We start from the raw sequence: 19,601 nt of genomic DNA, 5'->3' as shown, positions 1-19,601 counted from the left end.
CCCACGACGACCAGGGCGACCGCGACATCAGCATCAACAGCACCAAGACCAGCCTCACCGCGTTCCGCAAGCTGGCCGCGAACCCGATCTTCAACATCAAGCTCGCCTGAGAAGGCGGCGGGTCAGCGGTTGAGGTAGGCGGCCAGTCCGCCGAGTTCCTCGCTCGCGATGAACACCGACCGTACGTTGATGATGGCCTCCTCGACGTGGGCGGGGCAGCCCCACGCCGCGTCGCCCCACGAATCCGCGATCTTGATTTCGGCCGCCGCGCTGCAGCCGGGAACGCCGCCGAGCTGGCAGCGCTCCGGGTGCGGCGCGGCGGCCTGCGCCGCTGCGGCGGTGCGCATCCGGGCGGCGAGTTCCGCGGCGGCGGCGGCGCGCTGCTCGGCCTCGGCCCGCAGTTCCCGCTCCGCGCGTACCGCCCTGGCGAGCTCGTCGTGGGCCGACCGGGCGCGTGCTTCGGCGGCCGCCTTCGCCTGCTCGATGTGGTGGCGTTCGATGGCCAGGGCCGCGGTGCCGGCGAAGACCCGGGTGAGGGCCAGATCGGTGTCCTGCGGGACGCGCGGGGTGCGGTGGTACATGGCGAAGGTGCCCAGCAGGACGCCGTCGCGGGCCAGGATCGGCGTGGACCAGCAGGCGGCCAGGCCGGCCCGGTCGGCCAGCTGCCGGAAGTCGTCCCAGAACGGGTCGGTCGCGATGTCGGTGACGATGACCGGTTCCCGCCGGTGCGCGGCGGTGCCGCAGGAGCCGACGCCTTCGCCGGTGGCGATGCCGTCGATGGCCTGGTTGTAGAAATCCGGCAGGCTGGGCGCGGCGCCGTGGCGCAGGTGCCGGCCGTCGGGATCGGCGAGCAGCACGGAGACGAGGACCTCCTCCGGTGCGAGGTTCTCGATGCAGCGGGCCATCCCGTCGAGCACCTCGGCCAGGGGTGCCTGACGGGCGATCTGCTCGAGCAGGGCGCGATGCTCGGACATCAGCCGCTGGGCATGCTTGACCTGGGTGGTCTCCACGCCGATCATCCGGATTCCGGTCACCTCGCCCTCGGCGTCCCGGCGCGGCTCGTAGGTGAAGTCGAAGAACGCCTCCCGCGCGTGCGGGCCGAGGCCCAGCACGACCCGTACGTCCCGGCCGGCGTAGGGCTCACCCGTGCGGTAGACCTCATCCAGCAGGGTGATGAAGCCTTGACCGGCCAGTTCGGGCATCAGCTCGGCCAGCGCGACCCCGGTACGAGCCCGTTCCTCCCCGATGGTGGCGAAGAAGGCCGGGTTCGCCGTCTCCACCACGTGCGCCGGTCCCGCGAGGGACGCGAAAACGGCGACGGACTGCCCGAACAACGCCCGCAGATCTTCCTCCGCCCGCTGCCCGGCGATCGCCGGATCCGCAGCAGCCGGCCGCCGGCCTGATACCGCCGTCATGGTGTGGTCCGCCTCTCATCTGCCGATGCGTGGGTGATCGAGTGCCACCAACCTACGGGACGTCGTTCCGGCGGCAGAGTCCGACCAACCCCGATCGATCCATGCTCTTCTATGTGTGTCAGCCGGACTCCTGGAGGTAACTGATGCCACGAATGCGACGTTTGGGCCTCGCCCTCGCACTACTGACCGGTGCGGCCGTCGCCGTGCCCGCACCGGCGGCGGCCGCCGAGCCGGCGAAGAAGCTCCTCGTCGTCGGCATGGACGGGCTCAACTGGGACAGCGTCGTCGCCGCGAACGCTCCGCACCTCGACGCCCTCGCCGCGCAGGGCCTGCTGGGCCGCAGCCTGGTGCAGTGCCCGTCGCTGGCCGATTCGTCCAGCGGCCCCGGCTGGTCCACCATCGCCACCGGTGTGTGGCCCGACCGGCACGGCGTGCACGACAACACCTTCACCGGCAAGCAGTACGGCACCTATCCCGACTTCCTGACCCGCCTCGAACAGGCGAACCCGGCGTACGCCACCTACTCCGCCGTCGACTGGGCTCCGCTGCACGACCAGGGCACGTTCTCGCCCGCGATCGACACCCGGGTCACCCTCGACGGCGACGCGAACGGCTACCCGGCCGAGGACGAGAAGATCACCGCGGACGCCGTCGGCCGGCTGAGCGGCGGCGGCCCGGACGCCTCGTTCGTCTACCTCGGCAACACCGACGTGGTGGCACACGCCTCGGGCACCGGCGCCCGGTACCGGGCCGCGATCGAGAAGCAGGACCAGCAGCTCGGACGGATCCTCGACGCAGTGCGGTCGCGGCCCACCTACGCCGGGGAGGACTGGCTGATCATGGTGACCACCGACCACGGCCACCGGGTACCGCTGGGTGGGCACGGCGGCTGCCGCATCGACGAGCGCGGCACGTTCCTGCTCGCGACCGGCTCCGGGATCGGTGCCGGGATCCAGCCGATCGACGTACGCCAGCCGGACGTCGCCGCGTCGGCGCTGGCGCACTTCGGCGTCCCCGCCTCCCTGGACGGCAAGAACGTCCGGGTGCGCTCCACCGACCCGTTCGACGCCCTGCCCCTGCGTACGCGGGTGGACGAGACGGGCATCCCGGCCACCCTGGCGGGCTGGACCCCCGACGCGCCGGCCGGCTGGTCGGTGGCCCGCGGCGCGATGCCCACCGGCGGGGTCACCGAGTGGCGGGGCTGGTCGTTCGCCACCGACGAGTTCTGGAGCCGTACGCAGAGCGGCCAGGAACGCGAGAACGCGCTGCGGACCCGGGGCGTCTTCGCGGTCGCCGACAGCGACGAGTTCGCCGACAAGTCCGGCGGCGACCGCTACGACTCCACGCTCGTCTCGCCGGCGTACCCGGTCACCGCCGGCAGCACGGTCCGGCTGACCTACGTGACCCATTACCGGCAGGAGGGCGCGCAGAAGGGCGACGTGCTGGTCTCCTTCAACGGCGGACCCGACCAGCTCGTGAAACGGTACGCGTCGGACGCCCGCGCCACCGCCGAGTCGCTGCCGGTGGCGATCCCGTCCGGCGCGACCACGATGACCGTGAAGTTCCGCTACTACGACGCCGGCAACAACTGGTACTGGGTCATCGACGATCTGCGCATGCTCATGAGTTCCTGATAACTCACCGCCAGACTTCCCACCACTTCGCGAACCGACGCCGCCCCTTCGACAGCGGCGCGCGAAGCCGGAGGTGGTGATGAGGATGACGCAACGACAACGATGCGGCAGCCGCCGGGTGTTCCTCACACTCGGCGGCCTCACGCTGCTCAGCGGCTGCGCGGGGGAACGGCGGCCCGCACCCGGCCCCACCCCGGGGACGCATCCCCCGTCGTCGCCGCCGGCATCGCCGCCACCCTCGTCACCACCGTCCCGCCGCATCCCGGTGCAGAAAGAACCGCGGTACGTGGTCCCCGCATCGTCCGCACGCAAGGGCTCGAAGGTGGTGGCGCTGACCCTCGACGACGGCCCGGACCCGACGTACACCCCCCAGGTCCTGGCGATACTGCGCAAGTATCACGTCACCGCGACCTTCTTCGTGATCGGGAAGAGCGCGGCGGCACATCCCGACCTCATCCGGTCGCTCGTGGACGCCGGCCACGCCGTCGGCACCCACACCTGGTCCCACGCGAACCTCAGCAACCTGCCCGCGCCCAAGGTGCGGCACGAGATACGGCGTGCCGTCGAGACCGTCACGGCGACGACCGGCCGGATGCCCGACCTGTTCCGCGCCCCGTACGGCAGCTGGTCCCGCACCGTGTTCCAGGAATGCGCGGCGATGGGGCAGACCTCGATCGCATGGGACGTCGACCCGCGGGACTGGGACACCCCGGGCTCGCAGCACATCAGCTCCCGGGTGCTGGACCAGGTCGGGAACCGGTCGATCGTGCTCAACCACGACGGCGGTGGCGACCGCTCGCAGACGGTGCAGGCACTGCGGCACTTCGTCCCCGTGCTCATCGATTCCGGCTACAAGTTCGTGGGGGTGTGACGGCATGGCCGTACGCCACCCGCGACGCCGCTGGCGGCTGGTGGTCGCCGTGGTCGTCGCCGTCCTCGCCACCGGATCGGTGGCGGCCGTGGCCGGCATGCACGTTCTCGCCGGCCGCTACGAAGGCGCGGTCAACCGTGCCGACCTGCTCCCCGCACCGGCCCGGTCCGGCGGCAGAACCGAGCCCCCGAAGGTACGCGGGCCGATGAACCTGCTGCTCATCGGCTCGGACAGCCGCACGAAGGGCAAACCGGGCGACGGGCGCAGCGATGTCGTCATCCTCGTCCACATCCCGGAGTCGACCCGGCACGCATATGTGATCTCCATTCCCCGCGACACGTACCTCCCGATCGCCACGGCCGACGGCGGGCGGGGGCAACGGAACAAGGTCAATGCGGCCTACGCCTGGGGCGGCGCTCCCCGGCTCGTGCAGACGCTCGACCAGTTCGGCGGCATCACGGTCGACTGGCCGATCATCGTGGACTTCACCGGGGTCAGGAAGCTCACCGATCTGGTCGGCGGTGTCGACGTCGTGGTCGACAAGACGGCCGTCGACCGCTACCGCTTCCTGCCGGAGGACAGCCCGTACCCGTCGGCGCCGTGCACCGATCCGCAGGGCCGGTCGCGCCACTGCGTGGTCTTCACCGCCGGCAAGGTGCACCTCGACGGCAAGCTCGCGGAGTACTACGTACGCCAGCGCAGGGGTCTGCCCAACGACGACTTCGACCGCGCCAAGCGGCACCAGCAGTACCTGCGGGCGGTCGCCGAGAAGGTCGCCCAGGGGAACCTGCTCACCGATCCGCTGGCTTTGGACCGGCTGGTACGGGCCGCGGCGGGCATGCTCACCGTGGACCGCACCATGCCCGTGCAACGCCTGGCGTTCACGCTGCGCGGCCTGCGCCCGGAGGATCTGACCTTCATGACTCTGCCCATCGCGGAGAACCGCGACGTACCCGGGGTCGGGGCGGTGATGGTCCCCGACCCCGGGCGCTGCGAGGAGCTGTTCGCGGCACTACGCGCCGGCCGGCTGGACCGGTACGTCCGCAAGTACCCTCCCAACGACGTCAGTCACGGTCGCTGATCACTCAGGGCGAGCGGACCTGGATCAACCCTCCACAGTTGCGGCCTCCGGCGCGGGCTTCGGGGCGACGTGCTCGGCGGCCGGCGGCGGGAACTTGATGAAGATCGCCGTGACCAGCAGCCCGAGCAGCATCATGATCGCGCAGTACAGGAACATGTGACTGTAGGCGTCGACGGTCCGGACGCCGTTCGCGGACGTGTAGTGCTGCAGGATCGCGGCCATCACCGCGATGCCCAGGGCGCCGCCGAACTGGCGGGAGGCGGTGTTGAGGCCGCTGGAACCGGCGAATCGGGTGGGCGGCGCCGACATCGCGGCGGTGGCCGAGGTGCCCATCGTGGCCGCGCCCATGCCGAACCCGGCCACCAGCGCCGCCGGCAACCAGAAGGTCAGGAACGCCGCGTGGTCGATCAGTCCGAAGCTGAACCACAGACCACAGGCCGCGAAACAGGCGAGGCCGACCATGGTCACCGTACGCGGGCCGCCGATCTTGCCGACGATCCGCGACAGTCCCAGCGCCGCGACGGAGGCCGCGAACGCTCCCGGCGTGTTCGCGACACCGGCCTGCAGCTCGGAGTAGTTCCAGATCTCCGTGAGATAGAAGATGCTGCCGAGCATCCAGGCGTACTGGGCCATGCCGTAGAACAGCGACACGACGTTGACCGCGGCGAAGGTCGGGTTGCCCCACAGCGAGATCTCGATCGCCGGGACCGGGTGACGGCGGGACCGCAGCACCGCGATGAGCAGCGCGCACAGGCCGAGCGCCGCGCTGCCGACGATCCGGGCGTCGGACCATCCCCAGGTGCCGCCCTGGGTGACGGCGAAGGTGAGCCCGCCGATGCCCAGTGCCAGCGCCAGCGTCCCGACCGGGTCGGGAAGCCTGCCGGTGAGCGCGGCCTGCGGCGCGGGCAGCACCCGCAGGGCCGCCACGATGACCAGCAGCCCGAGCGGGATGTTGATGTAGAACACCGACTGCCAGCCGAACTGCTCGACCAGGACACCACCGACGCTCGGGCCCACCGCGGCGGCGACCGCGCTCGCGGTGCTCCAGAGCGCGATCGATCCGGCCCGCTTCTCGGCGGGCCCGTCCATCAACAGGATCGCCAGTGACGCCGGGATCATCGCCGCGGCACCCGCGCCTTGCACCAGGCGGGCCACCACCAGCGGCACCAGGTCCGGCGAGAGGGCGCACGCCAGCGACGCGAGCGTGAAGAGGGCGACGCCGGCGATGAACAGCTTGCGCCTGCCCAGCACGTCGGCGAGCCGGCCGGCGGGAGCCAGCAGGGCGGCGAGGATCACCGCGTAGCCGCTGAGCACCCAGGACAGATCGGGCACCGTGGCGGTGGGAAAGTCGTGGTGCAGGTCCGGGACGGCCAGGCTGGTGACCGTCGAGTCCAACATGGCCAGGAAGGTGCCGCCGCAGGCGGTCAGGACGACCGCCCGATAGGATTTGGGCGTGGATTCGGCCATGACGAAGTCCTCTCACTTCCGTTCGGGTGCACGACACAGCGCCGCGTCGGGCGGCGCTGGTCAACAGGTGGAGCTACGGACGGGTTGCTCAGGAGCGCGGTAACAGCTCCGGGTCGGTGCAGGCGGACCTCAGGCGGGCCAGGACGGCGGTCCGGGCGAGCGACATCACCGCCGAGTCCGGCAGCAGGCGCGATTGGTAGACCGTGGCAGCTCCCACGGCGTTGATCTCGAAGGCCAGCTGCGAGACGTCGACATCGGCGGCGAGCTCACCGGCGTCCACCGCCTCGGTCGCGAGCCGCTCGATCAGGGCCAGCCACTCCGCGAGCACCTCCGCCAGACGCTCCCGGACCGGGCCCGTCTTGGCGTCGTACTCGAATTGCGCGTTGACGAAGAAGCAGCCTCCGGGCAGCCTGTCGTCGGCGATGTACTCCAGCCGGGCCTCGTGCAGTTTCCACAGCCGCCCGACGCCGGCCGGCCGGTCCATGGCCGCCGCGACCACCCGCTCCTTGAAGCTCTCCCTGGCCCGCTCGATCGTGGCCAGTTGAAGCTCCTCCTTGCTGCGCCAGTGCGCGAACAGGCCGGACTTGCTGACTCCCAGCCGGTCGGCCAGTTGCCCCAGCGTCAGTCCGTCGAGTCCGGCTTCCGTGGCCAGCGCGATCGCGCTGTCCAAGGCCGCGGCCCGGGTGCGGTCGCCCCGAGCCAGTCTGCCGTCTGCGATCTGGGTCACAGGAGGACGCTACCAACAAAATGTACGACCGGTCGTTTAGTTAGTCCCGATGAGAGCCACGTCACAGTGGACCGTCCTCGGCGGAGTGCCGGCCCACGCTCAGTCGCTGAACCGGCCGACCGCGATGGCAGTGTCCACCTGCTGGATCCGGGCCTTGTCCAGGTCGCCGGCGATCTTTTCGTCCTCGTCCATCAACACGTCGATGTCCTGTCCCGCGTAGCCGAGGATCCCCATGTCCGCGAACGTCGCCTGCATCTTCTCGCCGAAGAGTCCGATGTCCTTGAGAGTCGGCATGATCCGGGAGAACAAGTGGCTCTGGAACTGCTTGAAGTGCTCCGAGCGGCGCATGAAATCTATGCATTCATCGGCGTCGACGTCGAGGTTCCGCCACACCTCCTCGCCGACGAACCGTTGCTGCATCAGATGGCACGCCTCGGTGCAGAACTCCTCGCGCTCGTCCCGTTCGGCCTGGGTGAGCTGCGGGTAATAATCGCGCAATGCGAGCCGTCCGAAGGCGACATGGCGGGCCTCGTCCTGCATCACGTAAGCGTTGAGCGCCTTGGCGAGCGGCTCGGTCGCCATGTCGCGGATCAACCCGAACGCGGCCAGCGCGAGCCCCTCGATCAGCACCTGCATGCCGAGGTAGGTCATGTCCCAGCGAGAGTCCGAGATGACGTCGTTGAGCAGGGCCTTGAGGCCCGGATTGATCGGGTACGCAAGCTCGAGCTTCTCCCGCAGGTAGCGCGAGTACACCTCGACGTGGCGGGCCTCGTCCATCACCTGGGTCGCGGCGTAGAACTTCGCGTCGAGCTCGGGGACGGTGTGGACGATCTTGGAAGAGCAGATCAGTGCACCCTGCTCACCGTGCAGGAACTGGGAGAACTGCCACGCCGTGAGATGGTGGCGGATCACGCCCCGATCCTTGGGGCCGAGAGACTCCCAGACCCGGGAGCCGTAGATCGCGATGCTCTGCTCCGGTACGCCCATGGGGTCGTTGGGATCCACCTCGATCGACCAGTCCAGCCGGTCGGCGCCGTCCCACTGCTTCTGCTTGCCCTTCTCGTACAGGCTGAGCAGGCGGTCGCGGCCCTCGTCGTACTCCCAGTCGAAGACCGTGGTTCCGCCGCCCGGCACCTGCCACTGTGTCTGTTCGACCGGCAGCGCATAGATGCGTGTGCTCACAAGATCCTCCACGGGCTTCCCTTGCGCTGGCCAGGACGTAGCCCAGTCTTGTGGGCCGGACGCCCCTGGGGCAGTGGGGAATACCCTGGGGTAACCCTCCCCTGGGGTGTCACCATCCGCCTGCCGGCCGGGGCCGCTGGTCTCTGTGTGGGGTGCCGTGCCGCATTCCCGACACATCCACTACCGTGAGTGTCTTCAATATCGCTAAGAGCGACCGATAGCGTCCCCAACCCCGGAAACGTCCCCTCGGAAACACCGCTGCCTTCGCCAGCATCGAACTTCGACCGAATTCAATGTGATCCTGTGCACAGCCGGACGCTTGACACTGACGAGGCGTTGCGATTCCGTAGACCCCTCACTCCGCAACGATGCGTACACCATCGGTTACGGGCTGGGCCGGAAAGGACTCCGCGGCAGGTCCTTTCGGGACATATGGGGACAGACAAGCCGTGAGGCCAGGGGAGCTTCAATGACGGGGAAGCGCGGAACGGACCATTCTCTAGATCATGGAACATTGCTCGGCAGAACTACCGAACTTCAATCGCTGGTCGATTTTCTCGACATTCTAAACGAGCACGATACATCGATTCTTGCCAATGTCACCGGAGATCCGGGAATCGGCAAGAGCGCGCTGTTGGACGCCTTTTCCGGAATGGCTCGGGCCCGCGGGGCGACAGTCCTGACCGGACGCGCGTTTCGCGGGGCGGCCGACCGCCCGCTGGGGGTCTTCAGCGACCTGCTGGAAGACCGCTACGACATCCCGCCCATCTCCGGCGACCTTCCGGAGGACACCCACCGCAACGTCCGCGGCCTGCTGGAGCGGCTCGCCGCCGAACATCCGCTGGTGCTCGTCCTCGACGACTGCCACGCCTACGACTCGAGGTCGTTGACACTACTGGGAGACCTTCTTCGCAAGCCGCCGGACGCCCCGGTCATGTTCGTGCTCGGTTACCGGGACCGGCAGGCATGCACCGGACTGCGGTCGAGCATTCAGGATCGCCTGCGAGCCCTGCCCGCCATGCACCTCGAGGTCCGTCCGCTCTCCGAGCAGACCGTGTACCAGCTGCTGGGCGAGTCGGGTACCCCGACCTGGCGCAAGCAGCTCCACCAGGACAGCGGCGGTAATCCGCGTTACCTGCACGCCCTGCTCCGGGAGAGGTCCGGCCCCGACGAGCCGGCGTACGGCCCGGGCACGAACCACGACGACATCGACTTCCTGGGCGAGTTCGACGGGATCACCGGTCTGCCACGGCATGTCGCGGACGCCGCGGCGGTGCTCGGCGACGGCTTCGACATCGCCCTGATCGCCACCATGCTCGCCGAGCCCGAGCAGACCGTGCTGGCGGCCCTGGACTCACTGATCGCCCGGGACCTGGTACGCCCTTCCGCCCACGGCACCAGCTTCGCGTTCCGGCACGCGGTGATCCGCCGGGCGATCTACCGCAGCCTAGGCCTGAGCCGGCGTATCGGCCTGCACGAACGGGCTGAGGAAGCGTTGCGGGAACGAGCCGCGACGGCCCTGCAACGGGCACCGCACGTGCAGCACAGCATCCGGCACGGCGACCTCGAAGGCGCCGACCTGCTGACCGGCGCGGCCGTGCAGATCATGGCGAACCAGCCGGACACGGCGACCTCGTGGCTGCGTACCGCGCTGCAGACCCTGCCGCAGCAGGATGAGACCCGCGATCGGCGGGCCGTGGTGCTGACGGCGCTGGCGAAGAGCCTCGGGATCAGTGGCAAGCTGCCCGAGTCGTTGAGCACGATGCACTACGCGCTGCGCACGATCGGCGACGGGCGGCCCGACCAACGGGCTGAGGCGGTGGCCCACATCGCCGCCGTCGAGCGGATGTTGGGCACGCACAGCTCGACCGATGCCGTACTGCGGGCGGAGATCGCCGCGCGCGGCGACGACACGAGCGTGTTCACCGCGTTCCTGCAACTGGAGATGGCTCACCGGGAACTGGTCCGCGAGGATCATGCTGCGTCCCACGAGTGGGCCAGCAAGGCCCTGGCCATCTCCCGCCTGCACGGGCACCACGCCCTCGAGGCGTCCTGCCTGGGCCTGCTCAGCAAGACGGACTGCGCGATGGGCAACGTGTCCGGCGCCTCCACCCGGCTGGACGTGGCGGCCGCGATCCTCGACGGGATGCTCGACGACAAGCTGCCCGAGAGCCTGGACGCAGCGGTGTGGATCGGCTGGAGTGAGGTTCTGCTCCGGCGCTGGCGCGACGCCGCTCGGCATTTCGGCCGGGCGGTGGACAGCGCCGTCCGGACCAACAACGGCCTCGTACTGCCGCACCTCCTGCTGGGTCAGGTGATGGCTTTGCGTAATCGAGGCCGGTTGGTGGACTCCCAGGCGGCCGCGCAGCATGCGCTCCGGCTGGCCGAGCAGTCCACGAGCCAGGAGCAGCTCTTCGTCGCCCGGGCCATGCTCTCGTGGGCGAACAGTCATCTGGGCAGCTTCGACAAGGAACTGGACACGGCTGCCGAGGCGATGGCCCGCGCGGGTGACGCCGTGGTGGGCTGGCAGGGTTCGTTGGCCGTGCGGATGCTGGCCGAGGCCCGGTTGATGAACGACGATCCGGACGGCTGCCTGGAACTCGTGCACCTCGCGGGCGGCGCGAACCTGCAGGGCGCCAACGCCACCTCCCGGGCCACCTGGTACGAACTGCTGGTCCGGGCCGAGCTGGACGCGGGACGTCCCGGGGCCGCGGCAAGGTGGGCGGAACGCTCGGAGGCGCTGACGAAGCGGGTCGGATCGTCCGGGCTGGGTCATCTGGCGACGGCGCAGGTGCTGCTGGCCACCGATCCCATCAGCGCGCTGCCACGCGCCCAGCAGGCCGTCGCCGGCATCAGACCCACCGGGGCCATCATCGACGAGCTGCGTGCCCGGATCGTGCTGGGCATCGCCATGTGGCATCGGGACTGCCCGGACGAGGCCCTGCGGGAGCTCCGCAGCGCGAAGGTCGGGCTGGAGCGGATCGGCGCGGTCCCCCTCGCGAAACGCGCACGCCGGGAACAACGCCGGCTTGCCGCGCGCGGACCGAGGCTGCGCGAGCAGTCCGAGCGGACCGCGACGGAGACGGTGCTCACCCGTCGCGAACAGCAGATCGCCGAGCTCGTCCGGGACGGGCTGACCAATCGCAGGATCTCCCGCACTTTGAGCATCTCCGAGAAGACCGTGGAGATGCACCTGACCAACCTGTTCGCCAAGCTGGGAGTGGTCAACCGGGCCGGGGTCGCCGCGTACGTGACGAATTCTCAGCTCGCGGTGATGGCCGCCTCGGCGGGGTGACTCAGAGTGGGATGTTGCTGTGCCTGCGGGGCGTGGTCTCCACCCGTTTGGTCCGCAGAGTGCGAAGCGCGCGGACGATGTGCGCCCTCGTCTCCGACGGTGCGACGACGTCATCGATGCAGCCGCGTTCCGCGGCGACATAGGGGCTGACCAAGGTGTCGTAGTACTGCTTGGAGAATTCACGGCGCGCCGCCTCGGGATCGGCGGCCGCCGTGATCTCCCGGTGGAACAGCAGACCGACTCCGCCGCCGGCGCCGATCACGCCGATCTCCGCGGTGGGCCACGCCAGGACGAGATCGGCGCCGAACTCCTTCGACGCCATCACCGCGTACCCGCCGCCGAAGGCCTTGCGGATGATCACCGTGATCTTCGGGACCGTCGCCTCGATGTAGGCGAAGCCCAGTTTCGCGCCGCGCCGGATGATGCCGGCGTGCTCCTGGTCGGTGCCCGGCAGGAAACCGGGGACGTCGACGAGGGTGAGCAGCGGGATTCCGAAGGCATCGCAGAACCGTACGAACCGTGCGGCCTTCTCGGCGGCGGCGATGTCGAGCGCCCCCGCGAGGTGTTGGGGCTGGTTGGCGACCACGCCGACCGTCCGGCCCTCGACGTGGGCGAAGCCGCAGACGACGTTGCGCGCGAACCGGGCGTGGACCTCCAGCAGGAACCCGTCGTCGACCAGCCGGTTGATGACCTCGAGGACGTCGTAACCGTGCGCCGGCGAGTCGGGAACGACCTCGTCAAGCTCGCGGTCGAGCGGTGATTGGGCGAGATCCGCTTCGACCGCATGGTGCGGTGCCTCGTCGAGATTGTTGCCGGGCAGGAAGGACAGCAGGTCCTTGACGTATTCGATGGCCGCGGGTTCGTCGGCGGCCACGTGGTGGGCGTTGCCGGTCTTCGAACCGTGCAGCCAGGCACCGCCGAGTTCCTCCAGGCCGACCGTCTCGCCGGTGACCGAGCGGATCACGTCCGGCCCGGTGACGAACATGTGCGAGGTCTTCTCGACCATCACCACGAAGTCCGACGCGGCCGGCGTGTACACCGCACCGCCCGCGCACATCCCCATGATCACCGAGATCTGCGGGATCACGCCGGACGCCGCGACCACGCGGCGGGCGACCTGGCCGAAGGACGCCAGGGAGAGCACGCCCTCGTGCACGCGCGCACCACTGGAGTCGTAGAGGCCGACCACCGGGCAGCCGACCCGTACGGCCATGTCCAGGACCTTGCCGACCTTGTGTCCGAAGGCTTCGCCCACGCTGCCGTTGAACGACGTCACGTCCTGGGCGAAGACGCAGACCGGTCGGCCGTCGACGGTGCCGAACCCGGCCACCACGCCGTCACCTGGGGGCTGTTGCCGGTCGGTGCCGAAGTTGGTGCTGCGGTGCCGGACCAGGGAGTCGATCTCGACGAAGGAGTCCTCGTCGAGCAGCATGGCGAGGCGCTCCCGGGCGGTGAACTTGCCGAGAACGTGCTGACGGCGTGCGGCACGAGGCGAGCCGGGCTGACGGGCTTCCTCGCGGCGTCGCCGGTACTCGGCTATGCGGCCCGCCGTCGTGGCATCCGGGGAGATCACCGGTGCCTCGGTCCGGGCCTCCGCTGCGGCAGACGGCCGGGCCGGGGCTTGCGGCCGGGCCGCATGTTCGGCGGTCGTCACCCGGCCACCTCGATCGCGTTGTGCACGGCTCCGGCCATCCGGGCGAACTCGACGACCTGAGCGGCGACGATGGCCAGCTTGCCCGCGTCCCGGTCCACGACGGACTCCGCCGACGCGCCTGGCAGGACGTCCAGGGTCGCACCGAACGGTGTCGGCCACCCGCGCAGAGCGTGCACGATGGCGCGCAGCGCGGCCAGCGTGATCCCGCCCGCCTGCGTGCCCGCGGACGTCACGACGCAGCCGACCGCGCGGCCGTCGAGGTAGGGCCGGTCATCGCAGCGCAGGTCCTCGAGGTAGTCGAGCGCGTTCTTGACCATGCCGGAGACGCCGCCGTGGTAGCTGGGGGTGGCGAGAATGATCCCGTCGGCGCGGGCGACGGTCGTGACGAGCTCACGGGCCTGCCAGGTGCGCTCCGGATGACCGGGCCGGAACAGCGGCAGGGCTCCGAGGAAGGCCCCGCCGTAGATCCGGACCTCGGCACCGCGGAGTCCGGCCTCCTCCAGCGCTCGTGCCAGGGCCCGCTCGGTCGCCGACCCGGGGCCTTCCGACCCACCGATGCCGACCACCAGGGGTCGCTTTCCGAGCGCGTCCATCGTTCTCCCCCGCTCCTCGCGTTCAGCTCGCGTCGCGCAGGCTGCGCGGACGCATGTCGGTCCACACCTGGTCGATGTGGGCCAGGCACTCCTGTTCGGGCCCGGCGAATCCGGCGGCCCGCCAGCCGGCGGGAACCGGCGCGGTTTCGTCCCAGATCGAGTACTGCTCCTCGTCGTTCACCACGACCAGGAAAGTGGGCTCGGCCATCGTTGTGCTCCTCTACTTGCGGGTGTCCTTGACGATCCGGCCGCCCTTGATCACGAGCACCACGCGCTCGGGATCGTCGAAGAGGGCGGGTTCGGTCAGCGGGTCGAAGTCGACCGCGACCAGGTCGGCGTACTTGCCGGGCGCGATCGAGCCGATCTTGTCGGCGACCCGCATGATCTTCGCGTTGACGGAGGTGGCGGACTTGATCGCCGCCATCGCCCCGATGATCTCGGCCTTCAGCGCGATCTCGAGGCCGCGGCGGGTCTGGTCGGGGCCGATCAGGTCGGATCCGGAGCCCACCGGGACGCCCGCGGCCATGGCGGCCCGGAGACCGTCGACCATCCCGTCCATGGTGCCGCAGACGCGCTCGCGGACCTGCGGGGGCAGGCCGTGGACGTCGAAGTTCTCCTCCAGCACCTTGGCGATCGCCAACGTCGGCACGAGGCTGACGCCGTGCTCGGCCATCATCGCCGCGGTGGGTTCGTCGATGCCGGTGCCGTGCTCGACGCATTCGACGCCGGCCGACACCGCGTTGCGGATGCCGGGGACGTTGTGGGCGTGCACGGTGACGTACGTGTTGCGGGCATGCGCCTCGGCCACCGCCGTCGCGATCTCCTCCACCGTGAACTGGGTGTCGGAGAGGTTGTCCGCGATCGACACCACGCCCCCGGTGACCGCCATCTTGAGGAAGGTCGCGCCCTGGCGGAAGCACTCGCGAGCGGCCTTGCGCACCTCGTCGCACCCGTCGGAGATGCGCCCGACCGCCGTGAGCCCGCGTACCCGGAAGTGGAACGTCTCGTCCGGGCCCACGAACGGTGAGCCGAGGTGACCGTGGCCGCCGCACTGCACCAGCGGGGACGCCGAGGCCCAGATGCGCGGGCCGGGCACCAGGCCGCGGCCGACCGTACGCAGGACGCCATGGTCGATGCCGCCGCAGTCGCGAACAGCGGTGAAACCCGCGTCGAGCGTCTGGCGCAGGGTCCGGAAGATGTCGGCGGCGCGTTCGGCGACCGACAGTTCCATGTTCAGTACCGCGCGCATCTCGCTCGAGTGGCCGATGTGGACGTGGGCGTCGATCAGCCCGGGAAGCAGAGTGAGCCCGGACAGGTCGACGAGGTCGGCGTCGCCGGGCAACCCGGGTGATCCCACCTCGGCGATCCGCTCGCCCTCGACGAGGACCTGGACGTTGGTGACCGGTTCGTCGGCAATGCCGTCGATGAGGGTCGCGCCGGTAAGAAACATGCTCATGAGGAACCTCTCTTCTTCGCCGCGAGGACCGGCGGCAGTAACCGGTTGCTGACGAAGAACCCCAGCATCTTGGTGAAATAGGCTCGGTCCAGTGCCGGCGCGGTGCGGTTGCCGAGCACGTCACGCACGTTGTCGCAGGAGATGGCGGGCATCGCCCGGTCCGGGGTCTCGCCGATCATGGCCATCAGCGGTGCGAGGGCGTTGTCATCGCCCTCGCGATCCACCTGCTCCACGAGTGCTGACCGCCACTGGTCGAACGGCACGGAGTCGACCGGGTAGCCGAACTCGCGGATCTGTTCGAAGATCGTGTTCCACGACAAGGTGTCCGGGTCGATCGTGTGGAAGGTGCGCCCGAGCGCCGCCGGGGCGAGCGAAAGACCGATCACCTGCCGGGCGAGATGGTCGACCGTGCCGACGGAGAGCTCGTAGCGACGCTCGGGTGCCAGTCCCAGCTGGACGCAGCCCTGGATGACTTTGGTGACGTAGTCCTCCCGGTTGGACGCGCCGCTGCCGCTGTCCGCCAGCACGCCGCCGGCGCGGTAGATCGAGACCGGCACTCCCCGTTCACGCGCGAGGCCGATCAGCCCCTCCGCGACCCATTTGCTCTGGCTGTAGGCGGTGTCGTGCCCGATCGCGGGTGGCAGCGGGTCGTCCTCGCCGATGCGGGCGACGTCGGGGCGCATCGCCCCGGCGAGGACCGCCAGCGTGGACAGGTGATGCACCGGCTTGAGCCGCGTGGTGGTGGCCAGCCGGAGGATCTCCTCCGTACCCAGCACGTTGGCGGCCTTCAGCGCCCGGTACGGGCGGACGAAGTTCACCCACGCACCGCAGTGGTAGATCGCGTCGACCTGCTCGGCGAGCGCGGCGAACTCGGCGTCGCCCAGTCCGAGCCGGGGCCGGGCCAGGTCGCCCGGCATGACGCGAAGCCGCCCGCCCCAGGAGGCACGCAGCCCGTAGGAGGTCAGATTGGCCTGCACCCGCTCCAGGCCGCCGTTCTGGTCGGCGGCACGGACCAGACACACGACGGTCGCAGCGGTACGTTCCAGGAGCTCGGCACACAGGTACGCACCGACGAACCCGGTCGCGCCGGTCAGCAGCACGGTGAGCGGCCCGGACCCGGCGGTCAGCGGTGGTAGTCCTGCCGCGGTGATCGACTCGTCCAGCACGACCTCGTCGGCCAGGACGATGCCGGTACCCGCAGGTGCCGAGGGCGGCTCGCCGAGTGCCCGGCCGATTAGGTCCGCCATGCCCGCGACGGTGCCCGCCGCGAAGACGTCACGGGCGCTCAGGTCGATCGCCCCCATGCGGCGCAGCTCGCGGGTGAGCTGGGTGACCATGAGCGAGTGGGCACCGAGGTCGAAGAAGTCGTCGTCGACGCTGACGCGTTCCAGGTCCAGCAGATCGCACCAGATCCGGGCGATCCGCCTTTCCCGCTCGGTCCGGGGCCCCACGAATCCGTCGTCGAGCCGCAGCTCCTCCGGCGCGGGGCCGGCCGGCTGAGCCGGGACGCTCTCGGTGGCCCGGGGGCCTCCCGGGTCGATCCAGTACCGCTCGCCCTGGAACGGATACGTCGGCAACGAGACCCGGCGGGGGTCGGCCGCACCGTGGAAGGCCACCCAGTCGACATCGACGTTGGACTGCCACAGCCGCCCGACGGCGGAGACGAGATGGGCCAGGTCGGGCAGCACATCCCGGGGCAGGCTCATGGTCGGCACCGCGACGGGAGTGGGCGCCAGCCGCTGCGACCCGGCCAGCGAGCTGAGGGTACGGCCGGGGCCGACCTCCAGCACCACCCGGCCGGGCTGGGCCAGGGCCTCCCGCAGGCTGTCGGCGAACCGTACCGGCCGGCGCAGGTGCCGGGCCCAGTACGCCGGGTCGATCGCCTCCTCGGCGGTCAGCCAGGTGCCGGTCACCCCCGAGAGCATGGGCAGCTCCGGCGCCGCCAACGTGATCCTGCCGACCTTGCGGGTGAAATCGGCCAGGTACGGATCAACCATCCAGGAGTGGCTGGCGACCGGGACGCTGACCTTGCGGCAGTCGATGTCGTCCGCGCGCAGCCGGGTCCGCAGCGCGATGATGTCCTCGTCGGGCCCGGCGACCACGGTGAGGTCGGGAGCATTGACGGCGGCGATCGACACGCGGTCGGACAGCATCGAGGCGACCTCGGCCTCGGGCAGCCCGACGACCAGCATCGAGCCCGGTGGCATCGCGGCGAACAGTTCGCCGCGGGCCAGGGTGATCTCCAGGGCGCCCTCGAGGGTGAACACGCCGGCGAGGCACGCCGCGACGTACTCGCCGAGGCTGTGGCCGAGCAGGGCCGCCGGTTGCACGCCCCACGCCATCAGCTGGCGGGCCAGCGCGTACTCGATCACGAAGAGCGACGACACCACGCCCGCGCCCTGATCGCGGCCCATCGTGGCCGCTCCCCCGGCGAGCTCGCGGCCCTCCAGGGGCGTGAACGCGGCCGGGAACAGCAGCCGGCGGAGGTCGAAACCGAGCCGGGGACGCAGGATCTCGGCGCAGCGATCGACCTCGGCGCGGAACACCGGTTCCGACCGGTAGACGTCGAGGCCCATGTTCGGGTGCTGCGAACCGCCACCGGGAAAGGCGAACACCGCGGCGTGCGAACCGTCCGGCGCCGACCGGGTGGCCAGCCGCCGGGGGTCCTCGCCGCGCAGCACCCGTACGGCGTCGGCGTGGTCGGTGCAGACGATCGCACGGCGCAGCCCGAAGGCGCGTCTGCCCTCCTGCAACGTGAAGGCCACGTCGGACAGTTCCGGTGCCTCGGCAGTGGAGAGGACGTCCGCGAGTCCGCGGGTGGCGCTGTCCAGTGCGCTCGTGGTCCGCGCGGAGACCGGCAGCAACTGCCACTGCCGGGCCTGGGTGGCGGGGCGCCGCGCCGCGGGGGCCTCTTCGAGGACGACGTGCGCATTCGTACCGCCGACGCCCAGCGAGCTGACGCCGGCTCGGCGCGGGTGCCCGGTGGTCCGCCACTGTTCGGCCTTCGTCGGTACGTAGAACGGCGTCTCGTCGAGCCGCAGGTGCGGATTGGGCGCGGTGAAGTTCGCGGCCGGCGGCACCTGCGCGTGGTGCAGGGCAAGTGCGGCCCGCAGCAGTCCCGCCAGGCCGGCGGCGGCATCGAGATGGCCGATGTTCGCCTTGACGGAGCCCAGCGCGCAGGAGCCGGGAACGATGCCGCCGGCGCCGTACGCCTGGCTGAGCGCCGTCGTCTCGATCGGATCGCCGACCTGGGTCGCGGTGCCGTGTGCCTCGACGTATCCGACGGTTGCGGGATCGATGCCGGCGACAGCAAGCGCGGAGGTGACCACCCGTAGCTGGCCGTCGACGCTGGGGGCGGCGTACCCGGCCTTCATCGCCCCGTCGTTGTTCACCGCGGAGCCGCGGATGACCGCGTACACATGGTCCCGGTCGGCGAGGGCGTCGGCGAGCCGGCGCAGCATGACCACGACGGCGCCGTTGCCCGGCACGGTGCCGCCGCCGGCGACGTCGAACGGACGGCAGTGACCATCGGCGCTGAACAGTCCGCTCTCGGCGACGGGATAGCCGGTCTTGAGCGGCACGTTGACCGTCACGCCGCCGACCAGGGCCGCGTCACACTCGTAGCTGAGCAGCGACTGGCAGGCGAGATGCGTGGCGACCAGCGACGTCGAGCAGGCCGTTTGGACGGTGAGCGCGGGACCGGTGAGGTCGAGCAGGTGCGAGACCCGGGTGGCGACGAAGTCCTTGTCGTTGAACATCCGGGCCAGCGGCGCCATCGGCGAACGCTGGAACCGCGCGTTGGTGGCGAGGTTCTGCAGCAGATATTTGGTGAAGAAGGCGCCCGCGAACACGGCGACGTCGCCGGGGAACCGGCCAGGGTCGTGACCGGCGTCCTCCATGGCCTCCCAGGCGGTCTCGATGAGCATCCGCTGCTGCGGGTCCATGGTCCTTGCCTCGGCCGCGGTGAACCCGAAGAACGCGGCGTCGAAGCGGTCCGCGTCCGGCAGGTGCCCGGAGGCGGGCACATAGTCCGGATCGGCCAGGGTCTGCTCGTCGATCCCCGCGGCCAGCAGCTCGGCGCGGTCGAACCGGGTGATGGATTCGACGCCGTCGCGCATGCTGCGCCAGAACGCCTGCGGGGTCCGCGCGCCGGGAACCCGGCAGGCGATCCCGACCAGGGCGATCGGCTCCAGCCCCTCCGCTTCGGTCGCGCTCATCCGATTCCC

Annotated in this window: 13 protein-coding genes; 4 read left to right on the top strand and 9 right to left on the bottom strand. The window is 70.3% G+C overall.

From position 1 onward, the window contains the following. Positions 1-122: 122 nt before the first annotated feature. Entirely contained in the window at positions 123-1,415 is a 1,293-nt protein-coding gene (locus AB0368_RS37225; RefSeq protein ID WP_366158758.1) for a GAF domain-containing protein, read from the bottom strand. A 152-nt stretch (positions 1,416-1,567) separates the two neighbouring features. On the opposite strand from AB0368_RS37225, the gene AB0368_RS37220 reads away from it, so the two are divergent. The 3 genes from AB0368_RS37220 to AB0368_RS37210 all read left to right on the top strand — a co-directional run bounded on the left by AB0368_RS37220 (position 1,568) and on the right by AB0368_RS37210 (position 5,001). Then, positions 1,568-3,049 carry an alkaline phosphatase family protein gene (locus tag AB0368_RS37220; RefSeq protein ID WP_366158757.1) on the top strand — a complete coding sequence of 494 codons (1,482 nt, stop codon included), beginning with the start codon at positions 1,568-1,570 and terminating at the stop codon, positions 3,047-3,049. Positions 3,050-3,134: 85 nt separating this feature from the next. Then, positions 3,135-3,920 carry a polysaccharide deacetylase family protein gene (locus AB0368_RS37215; RefSeq protein WP_366158756.1) on the top strand — a complete coding sequence of 262 codons (786 nt, stop codon included), beginning with the start codon at positions 3,135-3,137 and terminating at the stop codon, positions 3,918-3,920. A 4-nt stretch (positions 3,921-3,924) separates the two neighbouring features. Beyond that, positions 3,925-5,001, top strand: coding sequence for an LCP family protein (locus AB0368_RS37210; RefSeq protein WP_366158755.1), 1,077 nt, complete (start codon positions 3,925-3,927; stop codon positions 4,999-5,001). Between the two features lie 24 nt (positions 5,002-5,025). Here the strand turns inward: AB0368_RS37210 and AB0368_RS37205 are convergent, their stop codons facing one another. The 3 genes from AB0368_RS37205 to AB0368_RS37195 all read right to left on the bottom strand — a co-directional run bounded on the left by AB0368_RS37205 (position 5,026) and on the right by AB0368_RS37195 (position 8,377). Then, complete coding sequence (locus AB0368_RS37205; RefSeq protein WP_366158754.1) at positions 5,026-6,468, bottom strand: DHA2 family efflux MFS transporter permease subunit; 1,443 nt, start codon at positions 6,466-6,468, stop codon at positions 5,026-5,028. A gap of 88 nt (positions 6,469-6,556) precedes the next feature. Next, a complete protein-coding gene (locus AB0368_RS37200; RefSeq protein ID WP_366158753.1) occupies positions 6,557-7,195 on the bottom strand; it encodes a TetR/AcrR family transcriptional regulator in 639 nt (212 codons plus the stop codon). Positions 7,196-7,294: 99 nt separating this feature from the next. Then, positions 7,295-8,377 (bottom strand): ferritin-like domain-containing protein, encoded by a 1,083-nt coding sequence (locus AB0368_RS37195; protein WP_366158752.1) that lies wholly within the window; start codon positions 8,375-8,377, stop codon positions 7,295-7,297. A 469-nt stretch (positions 8,378-8,846) separates the two neighbouring features. On the opposite strand from AB0368_RS37195, the gene AB0368_RS37190 reads away from it, so the two are divergent. Further along, a complete protein-coding gene (locus AB0368_RS37190; protein ID WP_366158751.1) occupies positions 8,847-11,672 on the top strand; it encodes an AAA family ATPase in 2,826 nt (941 codons plus the stop codon). Position 11,673: 1 nt separating this feature from the next. Here AB0368_RS37190 and AB0368_RS37185 read toward each other — a convergent pair whose 3' ends face one another. The 5 genes from AB0368_RS37185 to AB0368_RS37165 form a co-directional block, all read right to left on the bottom strand. Further along, positions 11,674-13,245, bottom strand: coding sequence for an acyl-CoA carboxylase subunit beta (locus AB0368_RS37185; protein WP_366158761.1), 1,572 nt, complete (start codon positions 13,243-13,245; stop codon positions 11,674-11,676). A gap of 77 nt (positions 13,246-13,322) precedes the next feature. After that, positions 13,323-13,919 (bottom strand): NAD(P)H-dependent oxidoreductase, encoded by a 597-nt coding sequence (locus AB0368_RS37180; protein WP_366158750.1) that lies wholly within the window; start codon positions 13,917-13,919, stop codon positions 13,323-13,325. A 22-nt stretch (positions 13,920-13,941) separates the two neighbouring features. Further along, positions 13,942-14,127, bottom strand: a complete 186-nt coding sequence (locus tag AB0368_RS37175; RefSeq protein WP_366158749.1) for an MbtH family NRPS accessory protein — start codon at positions 14,125-14,127, stop codon at positions 13,942-13,944. Between the two features lie 12 nt (positions 14,128-14,139). After that, on the bottom strand, positions 14,140-15,375 hold the full coding sequence (locus AB0368_RS37170; protein ID WP_366158748.1) for an amidohydrolase family protein: 1,236 nt from the start codon (positions 15,373-15,375) through the stop codon (positions 14,140-14,142). Beyond that, complete coding sequence (locus tag AB0368_RS37165; protein WP_366158747.1) at positions 15,372-19,592, bottom strand: thioester reductase domain-containing protein; 4,221 nt, start codon at positions 19,590-19,592, stop codon at positions 15,372-15,374. The genes AB0368_RS37170 and AB0368_RS37165 overlap by 4 nt, the downstream gene beginning before the upstream one ends. Positions 19,593-19,601 lie beyond the last annotated feature (9 nt).

It is taken from the genome of Actinoplanes sp. NPDC051475 (assembly GCF_040689425.1).
Classification (GTDB): Bacteria; Actinomycetota; Actinomycetes; order Mycobacteriales; family Micromonosporaceae; genus Actinoplanes.
This window is presented reverse-complemented; position numbering and strand designations above follow the sequence as displayed.

Bases quoted from the DNA above. Each gene is read 5' to 3' on its own strand.
- AB0368_RS37225 (WP_366158758.1), bottom strand. From the start codon at position 1,415: ATGACGGCGGTATCAGGCCGGCGGCCGGCTGCTGCGGATCCGGCGATC.
- AB0368_RS37220 (WP_366158757.1), top strand. From the start codon at position 1,568: ATGCGACGTTTGGGCCTCGCCCTCGCACTACTGACCGGTGCGGCCGTC.
- AB0368_RS37215 (WP_366158756.1), top strand. From the start codon at position 3,135: ATGACGCAACGACAACGATGCGGCAGCCGCCGGGTGTTCCTCACACTC.
- AB0368_RS37210 (WP_366158755.1), top strand. From the start codon at position 3,925: ATGGCCGTACGCCACCCGCGACGCCGCTGGCGGCTGGTGGTCGCCGTG.
- AB0368_RS37205 (WP_366158754.1), bottom strand. From the start codon at position 6,468: ATGGCCGAATCCACGCCCAAATCCTATCGGGCGGTCGTCCTGACCGCC.
- AB0368_RS37190 (WP_366158751.1), top strand. From the start codon at position 8,847: ATGACGGGGAAGCGCGGAACGGACCATTCTCTAGATCATGGAACATTG.
- AB0368_RS37180 (WP_366158750.1), bottom strand. From the start codon at position 13,919: ATGGACGCGCTCGGAAAGCGACCCCTGGTGGTCGGCATCGGTGGGTCG.
- AB0368_RS37175 (WP_366158749.1), bottom strand. From the start codon at position 14,127: ATGGCCGAGCCCACTTTCCTGGTCGTGGTGAACGACGAGGAGCAGTAC.
- AB0368_RS37170 (WP_366158748.1), bottom strand. From the start codon at position 15,375: ATGAGCATGTTTCTTACCGGCGCGACCCTCATCGACGGCATTGCCGAC.
- AB0368_RS37165 (WP_366158747.1), bottom strand. From the start codon at position 19,592: ATGAGCGCGACCGAAGCGGAGGGGCTGGAGCCGATCGCCCTGGTCGGG.